Annotated in this window: 13 protein-coding genes and 1 pseudogene; 4 read left to right on the plus strand and 10 right to left on the minus strand. The window is 70.9% G+C overall.

Annotation, left to right across the window (positions count from 1 at the left end; translation table 11 throughout):
* Positions 1-52: 52 nt before the first annotated feature.
* From sucD to O7628_RS07645, 3 genes are all read right to left on the minus strand, one after another.
* Positions 53-940, minus strand: coding sequence for a succinate--CoA ligase subunit alpha (gene sucD, locus O7628_RS07635; RefSeq protein ID WP_178066383.1), 888 nt, complete (start codon positions 938-940; stop codon positions 53-55).
* 2 nt (positions 941-942) lie between these two features.
* Entirely contained in the window at positions 943-2,121 is a 1,179-nt protein-coding gene (gene sucC, locus O7628_RS07640; RefSeq protein ID WP_074472598.1) for an ADP-forming succinate--CoA ligase subunit beta, read from the minus strand.
* Between the two features lie 423 nt (positions 2,122-2,544).
* Positions 2,545-2,949: a cobalamin B12-binding domain-containing protein gene (locus tag O7628_RS07645; RefSeq protein ID WP_043965699.1), complete on the minus strand. Its 405-nt coding sequence runs from the start codon at positions 2,947-2,949 to the stop codon at positions 2,545-2,547.
* Between the two features lie 392 nt (positions 2,950-3,341).
* On the opposite strand from O7628_RS07645, the gene O7628_RS07650 reads away from it, so the two are divergent.
* Both O7628_RS07650 and O7628_RS07655 read left to right on the plus strand, forming a co-directional pair.
* Positions 3,342-4,055: a M23 family metallopeptidase gene (locus tag O7628_RS07650; protein WP_074472855.1), complete on the plus strand. Its 714-nt coding sequence runs from the start codon at positions 3,342-3,344 to the stop codon at positions 4,053-4,055.
* A gap of 330 nt (positions 4,056-4,385) precedes the next feature.
* On the plus strand, positions 4,386-5,117 hold the full coding sequence (locus tag O7628_RS07655; protein ID WP_278136252.1) for a M23 family metallopeptidase: 732 nt from the start codon (positions 4,386-4,388) through the stop codon (positions 5,115-5,117).
* 56 nt (positions 5,118-5,173) lie between these two features.
* Here O7628_RS07655 and O7628_RS07660 read toward each other — a convergent pair whose 3' ends face one another.
* Together O7628_RS07660 and pcrA are read right to left on the minus strand one after the other, a co-directional pair.
* Positions 5,174-5,623, minus strand: a complete 450-nt coding sequence (locus tag O7628_RS07660) for a tetratricopeptide repeat protein (RefSeq protein ID WP_178066384.1) — start codon at positions 5,621-5,623, stop codon at positions 5,174-5,176.
* A gap of 14 nt (positions 5,624-5,637) precedes the next feature.
* The gene (pcrA, locus tag O7628_RS07665) at positions 5,638-8,037 is read right to left on the minus strand and encodes a DNA helicase PcrA (RefSeq protein ID WP_178066385.1); all 2,400 of its coding nucleotides are present in this window, start codon (positions 8,035-8,037) and stop codon (positions 5,638-5,640) included.
* 203 nt (positions 8,038-8,240) lie between these two features.
* On the opposite strand from pcrA, the gene O7628_RS07670 reads away from it, so the two are divergent.
* Complete coding sequence (locus O7628_RS07670) at positions 8,241-10,091, plus strand: bifunctional metallophosphatase/5'-nucleotidase (RefSeq protein ID WP_278129352.1); 1,851 nt, start codon at positions 8,241-8,243, stop codon at positions 10,089-10,091.
* Positions 10,092-10,692: 601 nt separating this feature from the next.
* A pseudogene (locus O7628_RS07675) lies at positions 10,693-10,959 on the plus strand (chorismate mutase); the annotation flags it as partial.
* 336 nt (positions 10,960-11,295) lie between these two features.
* Here O7628_RS07675 and O7628_RS07680 read toward each other — a convergent pair.
* The 5 genes from O7628_RS07680 to O7628_RS07700 all read right to left on the minus strand — a co-directional run bounded on the left by O7628_RS07680 (position 11,296) and on the right by O7628_RS07700 (position 17,130).
* On the minus strand, positions 11,296-12,309 hold the full coding sequence (locus tag O7628_RS07680; protein ID WP_074472595.1) for a dipeptide ABC transporter ATP-binding protein: 1,014 nt from the start codon (positions 12,307-12,309) through the stop codon (positions 11,296-11,298).
* Positions 12,302-13,330, minus strand: a complete 1,029-nt coding sequence (locus tag O7628_RS07685) for an ABC transporter ATP-binding protein (protein ID WP_278136253.1) — start codon at positions 13,328-13,330, stop codon at positions 12,302-12,304. Before O7628_RS07685 ends, O7628_RS07680 begins: the two co-directional genes overlap by 8 nt.
* Positions 13,331-13,356: 26 nt before the next feature.
* Positions 13,357-14,340, minus strand: coding sequence for an ABC transporter permease (locus O7628_RS07690; RefSeq protein WP_278129353.1), 984 nt, complete (start codon positions 14,338-14,340; stop codon positions 13,357-13,359).
* A 75-nt stretch (positions 14,341-14,415) separates the two neighbouring features.
* Positions 14,416-15,342: an ABC transporter permease gene (locus O7628_RS07695; RefSeq protein WP_278129354.1), complete on the minus strand. Its 927-nt coding sequence runs from the start codon at positions 15,340-15,342 to the stop codon at positions 14,416-14,418.
* Between the two features lie 147 nt (positions 15,343-15,489).
* Positions 15,490-17,130 carry an ABC transporter substrate-binding protein gene (locus tag O7628_RS07700; RefSeq protein ID WP_278129355.1) on the minus strand — a complete coding sequence of 547 codons (1,641 nt, stop codon included), beginning with the start codon at positions 17,128-17,130 and terminating at the stop codon, positions 15,490-15,492.
* Between the last annotated feature and the right edge of the window lie 257 nt (positions 17,131-17,387).

Here is a 17,387-nt window from a genome sequence, read left to right on the forward strand (position 1 = left end):
ACGCGAGGGGGCCGACCGGCTCGGTCGACCCCCTCGGCGCGTCGCGCGGCGGTCAGCCGGCCGACATGATCTCCCGCATGAGCTTGGCGGTCTCGGTCGGGGTCTTGCCGACCTTCACGCCGACGGCCTCCAGCGCCTCCTTCTTCGCCTCGGCGGTGCCCGCCGAGCCGGAGATGATCGCGCCGGCGTGGCCCATGGTCTTGCCGGGGGGCGCGGTGAAGCCGGCGATGTAGCCGACCACCGGCTTGGTGACGTGCGACTTGATGAACTCGGCGGCCCGCTCCTCGGCGTCGCCGCCGATCTCGCCGATCATCACGATGGCGTCGGTGTCGGGGTCGGCCTCGAACGCGGCGAGGGCGTCGATGTGGGTGGTCCCGATGATCGGGTCGCCGCCGATGCCGACGCAGGTCGAGAAGCCGATGTCACGCAGCTCGTACATCATCTGGTAGGTCAGGGTGCCGCTCTTGCTGACCAGGCCGATCCGGCCGGAGCCGGTGATGTCGGCCGGGATGATGCCGGCGTTCGACGCGCCCGGCGAGGCGATGCCGGGGCAGTTGGGCCCGATGATCCGGGTGCGCTCGCCCTTCGCCACGTTGTACGCCCAGAAGGCGGCGGTGTCGTGCACCGGCACGCCCTCGGTGATGACCACGGCCAGCGGGATCTCCGCGTCGATCGCCTCGATCACGGCGGCCTTGGTGAACTGCGGCGGGACGAAGATGACCGTCACGTCGGCCCCGGTCTCGGCCATCGCGTCGGCGACGGTCGCGAAGACCGGCAGCGCGGTGCCGTCGAAGTCGACGCTCTGGCCCGCCTTGCGCGGGTTGGTGCCGCCGACGACGTTCGTGCCCGCGGCGAGCATCCGCCGGGTGTGCTTGGAACCCTCGGATCCGGTCATCCCCTGCACGATGACCTTCGAGTCCTTGGTCAGCCAGATAGCCATTGTCAGACCCCCGCAGCCGCCAGCTCGGCGGCCCGCTCGGCCGCGCCGTCCATGGTGTCGACCCGCTGCACCAGCGGGTTGTTCGCGCCGTCGAGGATCGCCCGACCGGCCTCGGCGTTGTTGCCGTCCAGCCGGACGACGAGCGGCTTGGTGACCTTCTCGCCGCGCTGCTCCAGCAGGGCCAGCGCCTGCACGATGCCGTTGGCGACCTCGTCGCAGGCGGTGATGCCGCCGAAGACGTTGACGAAGACGCTGCGCACCGACGGGTCGGACAGGACGATCTCCAGCCCGTTGGCCATCACCGCGGCGCTCGCGCCGCCCCCGATGTCGAGGAAGTTGGCCGGCTTGACGTTGCCGTGCCGCTCGCCCGCGTAGGCCACGACGTCGAGGGTCGACATGACCAGGCCCGCGCCGTTGCCGATGATGCCGACCTCACCGTCGAGCTTGACGTAGTTGAGGTCCTTCTCCTTGGCGGCCTGCTCCAGCGGGTCCACGGCGGCCTGGTCGACGAGCGCCTCGTGGTCCGGGTGCCGGAACCCGGCGTTCTCGTCCAGGGTGACCTTCGCGTCGAGCAGCAGCAGCTTGCCGTCGCCGGTCTTGGCCAGCGGGTTCACCTCGACCAGCGTGGCGTCCTCGGCGACGAATGCCTGCCACAGGCCCACGGCGACCTCGACGACCTGGTCGGCGACGTCGGCCGGGAAGCCGGCGGCGGTGACGATCTCGCGGGCCTTCGCCTCGTCGACGCCCGCGACCGCGTCGATGGGGGCCTTGACGACCTTGTCCGGGGTCTCGGCGGCGACCTGCTCGATGTCCATTCCGCCGGCGACGCTGGCGATGCAGAGGAAGGTGCGGTTCGCCCGGTCGAGCAGGTAGGAGAAGTAGTACTCCTCGGCCACGTCCGCCGTCACGGTGATCATGACCTTGTGGACCGTGTGACCCTTGATGTCCATGCCGAGGATGTCGGTGGCGCGGGCCACCGTCTCATCCGTGCCCTCGGCCAGCTTCACGCCGCCGGCCTTGCCACGGCCGCCGACCTTCACCTGTGCCTTGACGACCACCCGGCCGCCGAGGCGTTCGGCGATCGCGCGGGCCTCCTCCGGGGTGTTGGCGACGCCGCCGGCCAGCACGGGCAAGCCGTGCCGCTCGAACAGGTCCCGCCCCTGGTACTCGTACAGGTCCACGATTGCGCGTCCCGTCCCGTCTCCGCGGCGCGCCGTCGCGCCGCCGCCAGCGTTGTGGAATCAGTTTGACGCCTGTCATCAGTTGAAACAGGCCATTGGGCGCAGCCTAGCGAGGTCGGCACCGGCGGCAACCGAGCGGGTGCGCGGTGTGCCCTACTCCACAACCAGCCGGATCGCGGTCGTCGGCGGCGCGCGCAACAGCGCGTGTGGGAATTCCGCGGGGGATGTTCCCAGCTCCGCGTAACCCCCTGGTCAGGGCGTCGTTGAGTCAGGTGTCGGAGCGCTGCCGAGGCGCGAGGACAAAGACGGCCGATGCCCTGTCGGTCGAGGGGTGGCGGCGGGGCATCGTGCATAGAGGGGCCGGACGTGTGAGGGGTGCGTCCGGCCCCTCACCCTGCCCGCCGCAGGGCGGAGGGGCACGGGTCAGGCGACCGGCTGGGCCACGTTGGCCCGCACCCACTCGACGATCGACTGCGTGGTCGCGCCCGGGGTGAAGATCTTCTTGACGCCGAGCTGCTCCAGCTCGGGGATGTCGGCGTCGGGGACGATGCCGCCGCCGAAGACGACGATGTCCTGCGCGTCCCGCTCACCCAGCAGCTCGACGACCCGCCGGAACAGGGTCATGTGCGCGCCCGAGAGCACCGAGAGCCCGACCGCGTCGGCGTCCTCCTGGATGGCCGTCTCGACGATCTGCTCCGGGGTCTGGTGCAGGCCGGTGTAGATGACCTCCATGCCGGCGTCCCGGAGGGCGCGGGCGACGACCTTGGCCCCCCGGTCGTGGCCGTCGAGGCCCGGCTTCGCGACGACGACCCGGATACGAGAGCTCATCAGCGGACACCTTTCGAGGGCGCTACGACTGTCACCTGAACGAACGGTAACCCGGCGGGTCGCCGGCAGGGAATCCGACCTGCGCTCCGAGGGCAGAGCCTAGGGGGCCGGGGCAGGGGGTCGGACATTCGGGCGACAGCGGTCACGGTGCGCGACGAACGGGCAGGTGAGGGCACGTATGACCAAGTGACGAGGCGTGACAATAAAGGACGTAAACGGACAGATCGACACGCCAATTACCCCGTCTGGCTTGTGACGGGCGTGGCGGTTGGCTACCGTGTCCACGGTTGTCATCAGGTCCACGGACGGGTGACGACGCGGCCAGCCGACGTTCACCACCGCTTCACGAGCGCCGGCCGACCGCATCGGATCCCCGACAACGGAGGGTGTGCGTGCGCCAGCGCCTGTCGTCTGAGCCCGATCGATATCGCGGTCGCCGCCGCGTACCCACCCCGCCGCGTAGCCGCTACGCCGCCGTCGTCACCACCGCGTTCGTCGGGGCCGGCATCGTCGCGATCGGCGCGGGAGCACTGCCGGACGCCAAGAGCGTCAGCCCGTCGGTCCTCGACGAGCTCAAGCAGGCCTCCATCACCAGCCAGGACGCGGCGGCCCGCGCGGACTCCGCCGACCGGGCCTCCCGCGACAGCCGGGTCGAGACGAAGGCGGCCGGCGAGCAGGAGGCCTGGCTCCTGCCGTTGCAGGGCTACGACTTCAACTCCCCCTACGGCATGCGCTGGGGCAAGCTGCACACCGGGATCGACCTGGTGGCCCCCGAGGGCACCCCCTACGTCGCCATCCACGAGGGCACCGTCACGAAGGCCGGCTGGTTCGGCGGCTACGGCTACGCGGTGATCGTCAAGCACGCCGACGGCAGCGAGGCCATCTACGGCCACTCCTCCGCCGTGAGCGTCAAGGAGGGGCAGCAGGTCAAGGCCGGCGACCAGCTCGGCCTGGTCGGCAACACCGGCCACTCCTACGGCTCCCACCTGCACCTGGAGATCCATGTCAACGGGGACCCGCTGGACCCGGTGCCGTGGCTCCAGGAGCGCGGAGTGGACATCAAGATGCAAATCGAGCTGTACTACAGCGACGTAGCCGCCTCCTGACGCTGCGCATCGACCGTTGACCGCCCGGATCGACTGATCCGGGCGGTTCTTCGTGCGCCGCCCGCACACCGATGTCTGCTGCGTCACAGCCGCTGATGTGACCAGCCGCACATCGCCGATGATCAATTATCCGGACATGGAGGTCCGGCACGGGACGCCGCGGACACGGTCCCTCCCGGTCCACATCGCCCCACCCGTCCCCCTGCCCGCCTCCTCACCAGCGCGAACACCAGTATTTCGAGGTCCACGTCCCCTCGAAGGTGTAGGTCCGCCGTGCACGAAGAGAACATCCGCGACAGCAGCACCCCCGACGCGCCGGCCCGCCACCGGATGCGTCCCCGGCCCGGCACCCGGGCCCTGGTCGTCGGCGCGGTCGCCCTGGTCGGGCTCGGTCTCGCCGGTGCCGCCGTCGCCACCACCGCCGGCGACGACCCGGCCCCCGCCGCCGTGGCGGTCGACGCCCCGGCCCGCGCCGAGGCCGCCGACCGGGCCGACCGGGCCGCCCGCGAATCGGCCAGCCCCGCCGCCAGCCCCAGCACCGTCTCGCCGAGCCCGTCGAGCGCCAGCCCCAGCCCGACGGCGACGAAGGCCTCCGCCAAGCCGAAGCCCAAGCCCAAGCCGACCCCGAAGCCCGCGCCGAAGAAGACCAGCAAGCCCGCGCCGGCCTGGGTCATCCCGATGGCGGGGGCGACGATCACCTCCTGCTACGGCCCGCGCGGAGGCGCCCTGCACGCCGGCATCGACTTCGCCCTGCCCGCCGGCACCCCGATCCACGCCGCCGCCGCGGGCACGGTCGTGAAGGCCGGCGACGTCGGCGACGGCTACGGCATCTCCGTCTTCGTCGACCACGGCAACGGCTACCTGACCCACTACGCCCACCAGAGCCGCACCGCCGTCGGCGTCGGCGACAAGGTCACGGCGGGCCAGGTCATCGGCTACGAGGGCTCCACCGGCGACTCCACCGGCCCGCACCTGCACTTCGAGGTGCACCAGGGCCAGATGTGGAACCAGATCGACCCCGCGCCGTTCCTGCGGGCCCGGGGCATCGACGTCGCCTGCTGACCACCCGGCGACGCGCCGGCCGCCGGAGGGAACCACCGGCGGCCGGCGCCCACCGGTCAGCCCAGTTGCTGCGCCAGCGTGTCCAGGCCGCCCCGGATCAGCTCCCCGTAGGCGTCGTCGCCGAGCGCGCCGATGCCCGCCCGCGCCTGCCGGAGGCACTCGCGGGCCCGGTCGAGGTCGCCGAGCCTGCGGTAGCACTCACCGAGGTTGAGGTGCAGCGACGGATAGAGGGCGGCCACCGACATCGGCACCCCGGCCTGCGCCACGCGATCGTCGGTGAGCAGGTCGGCCGCCGCCAGGGCCCGCTGATCCCAGCGCAGCTCCTCGTGGACGTCGTCCTGCACGTCGGCCATCGAGTGCGCGAGGACGCACACGTGCAGCGGATCGCCCCGCTCCCCGCCGATCTCGGCCCAGAGCTGGGCGAACAGGTCGCGGGCCGCCTCGCGCCGACCCTGCTGGTGGTGCAGCTGCACGCCCTCGTTGATCCGGGTGAGCGTCTCGTCCATGGTCGTCGGCCGGCTCAGAGCTTGTCGATCGGGGCGTGCCGCAGCACCAGCCACATCGTCTGGTCGCCGAAGTCGATCTGCGCCCGCGCCCCCGGGCCGTGACCCTCCACGGCGAGCACCCGGCCCAGGCCGTACCGCTGGTGGTTGACCCGGTCCCCGGCCGCGACCTTCGGGCCCTGGGGCAGCTCGCTGGCCGTGGCCAGCCGGCTGCCGTCGACGCCGAGCCGCTTGGCGAGCTGCGCGGCCTTCGGGGTGCCCCCGGTGAAGCCGCCGCCGCGCGGCGCGCGGTCCGCGCGCCCGCCGACGCCGCCGCCACCGCCGCCCCACGAGGTGTACGTCCCCTCGGTGCGCTCCCAGCGGACCAGCTCCGGCGGCAGCTCCTCAAGGAACCGCGACGGCGGGTTGTAGGCCGGCTGCCCCCACGCCGAGCGGGTCACCGCCCGGGACAGGTAGAGGCGCTGCCGCGCGCGGGTGATCCCCACGTAGGCCAGCCGCCGCTCCTCCTCCAGCTCCCGGGTGTCGCCCAGCGCGCGCAGGTGCGGGAAGACGCCGTCCTCCAGCCCGGTCAGGAACACCACCGGGAACTCCAGCCCCTTGGCGGTGTGCAGGGTCATCAGGGTGACCACGCCCTGGTGGTCGGGGTCGTCGGAGGGGATCTGGTCGGCGTCGGCGACCAGCGCCACCTGCTCCAGGAAGCCGGCGAGGGTGGCCCGCTCCCCCTCCTCCCCCAGCGCCTCGACCCGCTCCGTGTACTCCCGGGCGACGCTCACCAGCTCCTGGAGGTTGTCGACGCGGCCGGCGTCCTGCGGGTCGAGGCTCTCCTCCAGCTCGGTCAGGTAGCCCGAGCGGGTCAGCAGCGCCTCCAGCACCTCCTCCGGGGTGCCGGTCTCGGCCAGCTCCCGGGCCCCGTCGAGCAGCGCCACGAAGTCGCCGATGCCGTTGGCCGCCCGGGTGGAGATGCCGGGCGCGTCGCCCGCCCGGCGCAGGGCCGCCCCGAAGGAGATGCGGTCCCGGCTGGACAGGGCCTCCACGCACGCCTCCGCGCGCTCGCCGATGCCCCGGCGGGGGGTGTTGAGGATGCGGCGCAGGCTGACCGTGTCGTCGTCGTTGACCACCGCCCGCAGGTAGGCCAGAGCGTCGCGGACCTCCTTGCGCTCGTAGAAGCGCACCCCGCCGACCACCTTGTAGGGCAGGCCGACCCGGATGAACACCTCCTCGAACACCCGGGACTGGGCGTTGGTGCGGTAGAACACCGCCACGTCGCCGGGGCGGGCCTCGTCGTCGTCGACCAGCCGGTCGACCTCCCGGCCCACCCAGTCGGCCTCGGCGTGCTCGGTGTCGGCCACGTATCCGACGATCTGCTCGCCGGCCCCGGCGTCGCTCCACAGCCGCTTGGGCTTGCGGGAGGTGTTGCGGTCGATCACCGCGTTGGCGGCGTTGAGGATGGTCTGGGTGGAGCGGTAGTTCTGCTCCAGCAGGATCGTCCGGGCGTCGGTGAAGTCCCGCTCGAACTCCAGGATGTTGCGGATCGTCGCGCCCCGGAACGCGTAGATCGACTGGTCGGCGTCGCCGACCACGCACAGCTCCGCCGGCGCGATCCCCTCGGTGCCGGAGACCAGCTCCTTGATCAACGTGTACTGCGCGTGGTTGGTGTCCTGGTATTCGTCGACCAGCACGTGCCGGAACCGGCGGCGGTAGCCCTCCGCGACGTGCGGGTGCGACTGGAACAGGTGCACCGTCGTCATGATCAGGTCGTCGAAGTCCAGCGCGTGCGCCTCGCGCAGCCGCCGCTGGTAGAGCGTGTACGCCTCGGCGAGGGCCCGCTCGTTGGGCCCCTTGGCCCGGCCGGCGAACTCCTCCGGGTCGACCAGCTCGTTCTTCAGGTTGGACACCTGGGCGGCCAGCCCCCGCGCCGGGTAGCGCTTCGGGTCCAGGTCCAGCTCGCGGGCGACGAGCTGCATCAGGCGGCGGGAGTCGTCGGCGTCGTAGATCGAGAAGCTCGACTTCAGGCCGGCGTGCTCGTGCTCGGCCCGCAGGATGCGCACGCACGCCGAGTGGAACGTCGACACCCACATCAGCCGGGCGCGCGGGCCGACGAGCTGGGTCACCCGCTCCTTCATCTCGCCGGCGGCCTTGTTGGTGAAGGTGATCGCGATGATCTCGCCGGGGTGGACGTCGCGGGCCGCGAGCAGGTAGGCGATCCGGTGGGTGAGCACCCGGGTCTTGCCGGAGCCGGCGCCGGCCACGATCAGCAGCGGCGAGCCGGCGTGCACGACGGCGTCGCGCTGGGGGCCGTTGAGGCCCTCCACCAGGGCCTGCGGGTCGAGGCGGACGGCCGGGCCGGGCCGGGGCGGCGGGGCCGACGCGGGCTCGGGCTCGGGCGGGGGCGCGGGGATGTCGAAGAGAGGCTGCATCGCACGGCGAGTCTATGCCGCCGGCCGGACACTTCCCGACAGCGCGGCCCCGACGCGACCGATCAGGACGGCGGGGACACCCGGCGACAGCAGGAAGAGACCAACCCGTCACCCGTCCGGCTCTGGCGCGGCCGTCCCCGATCCACAACGATGGCTGGTGAACCCCCACTTCCTCCCCCGTACACGATTTTGGGAGAAAAACCATGAGTCAACCGCGCTCGCGCGGTCGGGCGGTGCTGCGTCACCTCGCCGCGCCGGCCCTCGCACTGGCTGTCGTCGCCACGCTGCCGGCCGCCACGCGGCCCGCGCCGGCCCCGGCCGCCGACCCCTGGGCGGCGCTCGCCCCGGTCTCGGTCTCCTACGCCAAGCCCACCGGCGGCGAGGTCAAGGGCAACTTCCTCAGCTACAACGACTTCCACGGCGCGATCGACCCGCCGGCGGGCAGCGGCGCCGTGGTCAACGGCACCCCGGCCGGCGGCGTGGAATACCTCGCCACCTGGCTCAAGAAGCTGCGCGCCGAGGCCAAGGCCGAGGGGCGGGTCACCACCACGGTCGGCGCCGGCGACCTGGTCGGGGCGACCCCGCTGGTCAGCGCCGCGTTCCACGACGAGCCGACCATCGAGCTGATGGACCAGATCGGGCTGGAGATCAGCTCCGTCGGCAACCACGAGTTCGACGAGGGCGTCGACGAGCTGATCCGGCTCAACAAGGGCGGCTGCCACCCGGTCGACGGCTGCGCCGACGGCGACGGCTTCAAGGGCGCGAAGTTCACCTACCTCGCCGCCAACACCATCAGCAAGAAGACCAAGCTGCCGATCCTGCCCCCGGTCGACGTCAAGTTCGTCGGCGGCGTACCGGTCGGCTTCGTCGGGGTCACCCTGGAGGGCACCCCCGGCATCGTCAACCCGGCCGGCATCACCGGTGTGACGTTCAAGGACGAGGTGGAGACCGCCAACAAGTGGGGCGGCCTGCTCAAGCTGTTCGGCGTGAAGGCCATGGTGCTGCTGGTGCACGAGGGCGGCGCGCAGTCCCCGCCGCCGAGCACCCCCGGCGTCTCCGACTGCGCCAACTTCTCCGGCCCGATCGTCGACATCGTCAAGGGCCTGCGGCCCGAGTTCGGCCTGGTCGTCTCCGGCCACACCCACCGGTTCTACTCCTGCTCGCTGCCGAACTCCTCCGGCCAGCCCAGCGTGGTCACCAGCGCCGGCAACAACGGCCAGCTGATCACCGACGTCGACTACTCCCTCAACCGGCGCACCGGCCGGTTCACCGGGATCTCGGCCCGCAACGTCATCGTCGAGAACGGCGTCCGCAACGCCGACGGCACCTGGCAGCAGACCAGCCCCGGCGTGTACGCCCGCAACCCCGACCTGGTGGACGCGGGCGCGAAGGCGCTGGCCGACAAGTACCGCACGGCGGTCGCCCCGATCGCCAACAAGGTGGTCGGCAGGATCAGCGCCGACATCGTCCGCGACGCCCTGCCCAACGGCGAGAGCCCGCTCGGCGACGTGATCGCCGACGCGCAGCTCGCGTACACGAAGAGCAACGGGGCGCAGATCGCGCTGATGAACCCGGGCGGCGTGCGGGCCTCCATGTCGTACGGGGCGTCGGCCGGCGGCGAGGCGCCGGGCGAGGTGACCTACGGCGAGGCGTTCGCGGTGCAGCCGTTCAACAACCTCGTGGTCACCCAGACCTTCACCGGGGCGCAGCTCAAGAACGTGCTGGAGCAGCAGTTCGTGGGCTTCAAGGGGCAGACCACCCAGCGGATCCTCCAGGTGTCGGCCGGGCTGACCTACTCGTACGACAGCACCGCCCCGGTGGGCTCCCGGGTGAGCGCCCTGGCGCTGAACGGGACCCCGATCGACCCGGCGGCCAGCTACCAGGTCACCACGAACGACTTCCTGGCCAACGGCGGCGACGGCTTCACCGAGCTGACGGGCGGCACCGGCCGCACCACCGCCCCCGGCTTCGACGTCGACGCGCTGGTGGCGTACGTGGGCGCGGGCGACCCGGTCGCCCCGGGCCCGGCGAACCGCATCACCCGCCTCGGCTGAGCTGGTGGTAAGGAGGGGCCCCTTGTTAACGCATACGGTCGAGAAGGGGCCCCTTCTCACACTTCCCGCCCGGGTGGTGGGCGGCGGCAGTGCTTGCGCAGGTGGCCGGGCAGTCGGCATACTCGACGGCGTGTTCGGTCAGCGCTTCTACTTTTACTACGGCACCGGGAGTCCGGCAGCCGTGGGTCGCGCCTGATCAGATCAGACCTACGAAAGCCCCGGGCTCTGGAGAGCCCGGGGCTTTTCCGTCCCGGGATCCGGGCACCGGGCCCGACGTCCGAGGGGTACGGCGATGATGGCAGACGTGATGGAGCAGAACGGCAGCTTGGCGCGGTCCCGCCCGCAGAGTGACCAGGGCGGCGGCGTCCAGGCCAACGCCGGCAGCGGCGGCACGGGCAGCGGGAACGCGGGCGGCGGCCTCCCCGGCGGTGGCACCGGCCCCGGCAACCCGAACACGGGTGCCGCCGGCGGCGGAAACCCGGCCAGCGCCGGCAAGGCCGGCAACGTGGGCGGCGGCAGCGGCGGCCCGGTTTCCGCCGGCAAGGCGGGCAACACGGGCGGCGGGCGGGGCGAGCCGGCGTCGTCGGCTGCCGGGTCGACCCGCACCGGCACCGACGACTCGGTGGCGGCGGAGCGGATCGTCGCCATCCGGGAGCGGATCGACGAGATCGACAGCACGTTGATCGCGCTGTGGCAGGAACGGGCCGCCCTGTCGCAGGAGGTCGGCGCGACCCGGATGGCCTCCGGGGGCACCCGGCTGGTGCTGTCGCGGGAGCGCGAGATCCTGGAGCGGTTCCGGCAGGCCCTGGGGGCCGACGGCACCCAGTTGGCCCTGCTGCTGCTCCGCGCCGGCCGCGGCCCGCTGTAGCAGCCACTCGTCCCGCCCCGCGCCGCCTCGCGCCGCCCCGCCCCGCCTCGCCCCTCGCCGACGCCGCCTGCGCCGGGAGCCCTCGGCCGGGATGCGCAGAATCACGGCAACAGTGGCCTCCGCACGAGGGCGGGGGCACTGTTTCCCGGATCGAGCGCGATCTTGCGGGGCGCACGACGGGGGGCACGACGGGGGGGCACGACGGGCCCATGTGCAGAACCGCCTGCCGGCGTCGCGGGGACGCCGGCAGGCGGTCGGATGTCGCAGGCCAGCCCGGTGATCCAGCCAGCCCGGATCAGGCAGGCCGGCCAGGACCGGTCGGTCAGCCGGGGAGGCTCACGCCTCGTGGCTGGCCACGATCTCGCGCTTCTCGGCGAAGTGGCAGGCGCTCGGGTGGTCCGAGCCGGAGCGGATCTCCAGCAGCGGGACCTGCTCGGCGCAGACGTCCTGCGCCTTCCAGCACCGGGTGCGGAACCGGCAGCCCGAGGGCGGGCTGACGGGCGACGGCACGTCGCCGGTGAGCCGGATGATCGCCTTCTGGTCGCGCAGCGTCGGGTCCGGCACCGGCACCGCCGACAGCAGCGCCTGCGTGTACGGGTGGGTGGGGCGCTCGTAGATCTCGTCCTCGGTGCCGATCTCGACGATCTTGCCGAGATACATGACCGCGACCCGGTCCGACAGGTGCCGGACCACCGACAGGTCGTGGGCGATGAAGACGTACGACAGGCCGAACTCGGCCTGGAGCTTCTCCAGCAGGTTCATCACCTGGGCCTGGATGGACACGTCCAGGGCCGACACCGGCTCGTCGCAGATGATGATCTCCGGCCGCAGGGCGAGCGCCCGGGCGATGCCGATGCGCTGCCGCTGACCGCCGGAGAACTGGTGCGGGTACCGGTTGATGTGCTCCGGGTTCAGGCCGACGAGGTCGAGCAGTTCCTTGACCTTGTCCCGCCGGCTGCCCTTCGGGGCCACCTCGGGGTGGATCTCGAACGGCTCGCCGATCAGGTCGCCGACCGTCATCCGCGGGTTCAGCGAGGTGTACGGGTCCTGCATGACCAGCTGGATCTGGCGGCGCAGCCGGCGCAGGGCACCGCCGGAGAGCTTGGAGATGTCCTGGCCCTTGTAGTTGACGCTGCCGGCGGTCGGCCGCTCCAGGTTCATCAGCACCCGGGCCAGCGTGGACTTGCCGCAGCCGGACTCGCCGACCACGCCGAGCGTCTCGCCGGCCTTGAGCTCCAGCGACACCCCGTCGACGGCCTTGACGTGCCCGATGGTCTTCTTGAACACCACGCCGCGGGTGACGGGGTAGTGCTTGACCAGGTCACGGACTTCGAGGATGTTCTCAGTCACGGTTCACCAGATCCTCAGCGAAGTGGCAGGCGCTGGCCCGGCCGGCGCCGATCTGCAGCAGCGGCGGCAGCTTCTCCCGGCAGACCGGCTGCGCCATGGGGCAGCGCGGGTTGAACGGGCAGCCCGGCGGGATGTTCATCAGGTTCGGCGGCAGGCCCTTGATGGTGCGGAGCTGCTGCCCCCGCTCGTCCATCCGCGGGATCGAGTCGATCAGACCCATCGTGTACGGGTGCGCCGGCTTGGCGTACAGGTCGTAGACGTTGGCTTCCTCGACGATCCGGCCCGCGTACATGACCGCGATCCGGTCCGCGACGTCGGCGACCACGCCGAGGTCGTGGGTGATCAGGATCATGCCCATCTGCCGCTCGCGCTGGAGCTCGGCGAGCAGGTCCATGATCTGGGCCTGCACGGTCACGTCGAGCGCGGTGGTGGGCTCGTCGGCGATCAGCACCTCGGGGTCGAGCGCCAGCGACATCGCGATCATCGCGCGCTGCCGCATGCCGCCGGAGAACTGGTGCGGGTAGTTGCTGAACCGGCCCTTGGCGTTCGGGATCTTGACCTGGTCGAGCATCTCGATCGCACGCTTCTTGGCGTCGGCGCGGCTGAGGCCGCGCCGGACGCGGAACTGCTCGGCGATCTGGAACCCGACGGTGAAGACGGGGTTCAGGGCGGAGAGCGCGTCCTGGAAGATCATCGCGATGCCCTCGCCGCGGATGCGGCGGCGCTCCTCGGCGGACATGGTGAGCATGTCCTTGCCGTGGAAGCGCACCTGGCCGCCGGTGACGAAGCCGGGCGGCGTGTCAAGGATGCCCATGACGGTCTGCGCCGTGACGCTCTTGCCGGAGCCGGACTCGCCGAGCACGGCGAGGGTCTCCCCCGCGTCGACGTGGTAGGTGACGCCGTTGATGACCTTGGCGACGCCGTCGCGGGTGCGGAACTCGACCCGCAGGTCCTCGACCTCCAGGAGGCGACCCGAGGGGCGGCCGGATCCGGCGGCACCCGGCTTGGACTGCTCGGACACGAGAATGTCGGACAACTCAATCTCCCCTAGCGCAGTTTCGGATCGAGGGCCTCGCGGACCGCCTCGCCGAGCATCACGAAGCTCAGCACGGCGGTGACGAGGAACGCGGAGGGGAAGAAGAGCAGGAAGGGCGAGACCCGGATGTAGTTCTGCGCCTCACTGATCATGATGCCCCAGGAGACCACCGGGGTCTTCAGGCCGATGCCCAGGAACGACAGCGTGGCCTCCGCGCCGATGAACGACCCGACCATGATCGTGCCGTAGACCAGCAGCGGGGCGAGGCAGTTCGGCAGCAGGTGCTTGAGGATGATCCGGCCGTGGCCGGCGCCCAGCGCCCGGGCCGCGACGATGTAGTCGGCCTCCTTGGTGGCCAGCACCGAGGAGCGCATCAGCCGCATCACGACCGGCCAGCTCAGCACGACCAGGGACATGATGACCAGGCCCATGATCTGCCACTCGCCGTTGCTCGACTCGGCGCCGTTGAAGGTGGTCAGGATGACGATCGCGCCGAGCACGAACGGCAGGCCGAAGAAGATGTCGGCGAAGCGGGACAGCAGGGCGTCGACCCAGCCGCCGGCGTAGCCGGCGATCATGCCGATCGCGCCGCCGATCAGCAGCGTGCCGATGGTGGAGATCAGGGCCACCACGATCGAGGCGCGGGCGCCGTAGATCGTCCGGGCGAACACGTCGCGGCCCTGCACGTCGTAGCCGAACCAGGCGTCGGCGGACGGCTCGACCCGGCTGTTGGCCAGGGCGCCGTTGACCGGGTCGCCGGAGGTGAACAGCGACGGGAAGGCCGCCATCAGCACGAAGATCATGATGAGGACCGCGGAGATCCAGAACAGCGGCTTGCGGCGCAGGTCGCGCCAGGCGTCGCCGAGCAGGCCGCGCGGCTTCTCCTTGCGGGCGTTCGCGGGCAGGCCGGCGTCGACGGGCGCGCCGGAGCCCGCCTCGGTGGGCATGGTCGCCGGCGGGGTCGAGACGATCGATGCGGTGCTGGGGTCACTCATGCCGCCACCTCGCTGCGCTCGGTGCCGGGACGGTGGCCCCGGCACGCTGCGTTCCTGACTCGTTCGCGACGCTGCTCACTCATAGCGGATCCTCGGGTCGAGAGCGGCGTAGAGCAGGTCCACCACCAGGTTCATCAGGAGGTAGACGAGCACCAGGACCACCACGATGGAGACAACGGTAGCGCTCTCCTTCGTGACGATCGCCCGGAGCACGGCGCGGCCGATGCCGTTGATGCTGAAGATGCCCTCGGTGACGATGGCGCCGCCCATGAGCGCGCCGAGGTCGGTGCCGAGCAGGGTGACGACCGGGATCAGCGAGTTGCGCAGCAGGTGCACGCCCACGACGCGCCGCATCGGCAGGCCCTTGGCGATGGCGGTGCGGACGTAGTCGGCCCGCCGGTTCTCCGCGATGCTGGTGCGCGCCACCCGGGCGACGTACGCCATGGAGGCGCTGCCGAGCACGAAGCCCGGCAGGAGCAGCTCGGACAGCCGCATCTCGCTGGAGACCGTCGGGTGGACGATGCCCCACTTGACGCCGAGCAGCCACTGGAGGATGAAGCCGACGACGAAGACCGGCAGCGCGATCAGGAAGAGCGTCGAGACGAGGACCAGGTTGTCGAGGAAGCCGTTGCGCCGCAGGCCGGTCAGGACGCCGGCGCTCAGGCCGATGATCGCCTCGATCGCCAGGGCCACCACTGCGAGCTTCAGGGTGTTCGGGTACGCGGTGGCGATGATGTCGGCCACCTCGCGGTTGTTGTAGGTGACGCCGAAGTCCCCCTGGAACAGGTTCTTCATGTAGGTGGCGTACTGCACCCAGATCGACTCGTCGAGCTGGTACTTCTCGGTCATGAAGTTGATGTACGAGTCCGGGCACCGGCGGTCGCCGCACTTGCCGGCGAACGGGTCGCCCGGCACGGACCAGACGAGCCAGTAGATCAGGAACGTCGTACCGATGAAGACCGGGACGAGTTGCAGTAGCCGTCTCAACAGATAACGGCCCATGGGGGGTCCTCCTGACAGGGGGCGCGTCGGACGACCGCCGACACGGGGTGACGTCAACGTGGCGGGGAGTGTTGTGCACTCCTCGCGGAACGGCCCCGGGCCGGACCCACCGGTAGGTGAGCCCGACCCGGGGTCAGACCGTACGGATCAGAGCTCGACCGAGGTGATGTCGAGTTCGCCGACGTTGCTCAGCTCCATCTTCTTGACCTTCTCCGAGTGGCCGGACTGCTGGCCACCGAAGTAGATCGGCATCGACGGAACGTCCTGGTCGATGAGCTTGACGGCCTCGGCGAACTTGGCGTGCGAGGCGTCGAGGCTCGGCGCGGAGCTGGCCTCCTTGGCCAGGGCGTCGACCTGCTTGTTGCTGTACAGACCGTCGTTGGAGGAGCCACCGGTCACGTAGAGCGGGTTGATCCAGTTCTCCACGTCCGGGTAGTCCTGCTGCCAGCCCGCGCGGTAGGCGCCCTTCATCTTGTGGGCGTTGATGTTCTGACGGAACACCGCGAAGGTCGGCACGCCCTCGGCGCGGGCGTTGATGCCGAGGTTGGTCTTGACCTGCTGCGCGACGGCCTCCATCCACTCCTTGTGGCTGGCGTCGGCGTTGTAGTACATGACCAGCTCGCCCGAGAAGCCGCCGGCCTCGGCGAGCAGCTTCTTGGCCTCGTCCACGTTGAACTGGCACGCGGTGCAGTTGCCCGGCGCCGCGCCCGGGGTCAGCGGGTTGGCCCAGCTGTCGGCCGGCTTCCGGTTACCGAAGAAGATCTTGTCGGTGATCTCCTGCCGGTTGATCGACAGGGAGATGGCGCGACGCAGCTTCGGGTTCTGGAAGCGCTTGTCGTAGATTGGGAAGGCGATGATGCCGGTCGACGGGGTGGTCGACGCGATGGCGCGGTCGGTCAGGTCCGACTTCCACTTGTCGCCGGCGAGGGCGGAGACCGGCACCTGCTGCATGAAGTCGAGGTTCCCGGAGACCAGGTCGCTGTACGCGGCCGTGTCGTCCTGGTACATCTTGATGGTGACGTCCTTGATCTTCATCTTGTCGCGCAGCTGGTAGTCGTCGAACCGCGTCAGCTTGATCTGGACGTTGTTCTCCCAGGACACGAACTTGACCGGCCCGTTGCCGATCGGCTTCTTGCCGAACTCCTCGGCGCTGCCCGAGAAGAACGCGTCCGGCAGCGGCATGAAGGTGCTGTAGCCGAGCTTGGTCGGGAACACGGCGGTCGGCGCGGCGAGCGTGACCTCGAAGTTCCAGTCGTCGACGACCTTGAGGCCGGACATCTCCTTGGCCTTCGGCTCCGGGGCCTTCTGCGGGCCCTCGGGGCCGTCCGGGTCCGCCGTGTTGACGTCGGCGAAGCCCTCGATGTCGGCGAAGAAGCTGGAGTTCTGCGCGCCGTTCGGCGAGTAGGCGCCCCAGTTCCAGGCGTCCACGAAGTTCTTGGCCTTCACGACGGTGCCGTCGTGGAACTTCGTGTCCTGCTTGATCTTGATCTTGTAGACCTTGGAGTCGGTCGTCTCGATCGACTCGGCCAGGGCGTTCTGCGGGGCGCCACCGTTGTTGGGGTACTCGACCAGACCGGTCCACATCCAGTCGATGATCTTGCCGCCACCGGTCTCGGTGGTGTTCGACGGAACCAGCGGGTTCTCCGGCTCGGTGCCGTCGACCGTGATCGCGCCGTCCGCGCTGGTGGCGTCGCCACCCTCTCCGTCGCTGCTGGAGCAGCCGGACGCGACGAGCGCGAAAGCCGCGCCCAGCGCGATCGCGCCACTCGCCCGCTTCGAGACTCTCATTCCGAGGGGCCTCCTCTTTCTAACCTGTTCCGTCGTGGGTTTCACGCACGCATGGGGGGTGACACCGCCGGCGGTCACAACCACCGACCGCCGGTTACCGCAGGAAATCGGGACACCCCTGATGTACCGATCCGCCGGGCTGCCGCACCGTACCGGATTCGGCCCCCGCGCAGGAATCGACGACCACGAACCGTGACTTCTCGCCGCATCCGTGGCCGCGCGACCGTGCCTGGGTGCCTCACACCGGGGGTGAGGTG

The sequence above is a fragment of the Micromonospora sp. WMMD956 genome, from assembly GCF_029626125.1.
Lineage (GTDB): Bacteria > Actinomycetota > Actinomycetes > Mycobacteriales > Micromonosporaceae > Micromonospora > Micromonospora carbonacea.

Coding starts and splice junctions, on each gene's coding strand:
- sucD (WP_178066383.1), bottom strand. CDS start 940: ATGGCTATCTGGCTGACCAAGGACTCGAAGGTCATCGTGCAGGGGATG.
- O7628_RS07645 (WP_043965699.1), bottom strand. CDS start 2,949: ATGAGCTCTCGTATCCGGGTCGTCGTCGCGAAGCCGGGCCTCGACGGC.
- O7628_RS07655 (WP_278136252.1), top strand. CDS start 4,386: ATGCGTCCCCGGCCCGGCACCCGGGCCCTGGTCGTCGGCGCGGTCGCC.
- O7628_RS07660 (WP_178066384.1), bottom strand. CDS start 5,623: ATGGACGAGACGCTCACCCGGATCAACGAGGGCGTGCAGCTGCACCAC.
- pcrA (WP_178066385.1), bottom strand. CDS start 8,037: ATGCAGCCTCTCTTCGACATCCCCGCGCCCCCGCCCGAGCCCGAGCCC.
- O7628_RS07670 (WP_278129352.1), top strand. CDS start 8,241: ATGAGTCAACCGCGCTCGCGCGGTCGGGCGGTGCTGCGTCACCTCGCC.
- O7628_RS07690 (WP_278129353.1), bottom strand. CDS start 14,340: ATGAGTGACCCCAGCACCGCATCGATCGTCTCGACCCCGCCGGCGACC.
- O7628_RS07695 (WP_278129354.1), bottom strand. CDS start 15,342: ATGGGCCGTTATCTGTTGAGACGGCTACTGCAACTCGTCCCGGTCTTC.
- O7628_RS07700 (WP_278129355.1), bottom strand. CDS start 17,130: ATGAGAGTCTCGAAGCGGGCGAGTGGCGCGATCGCGCTGGGCGCGGCT.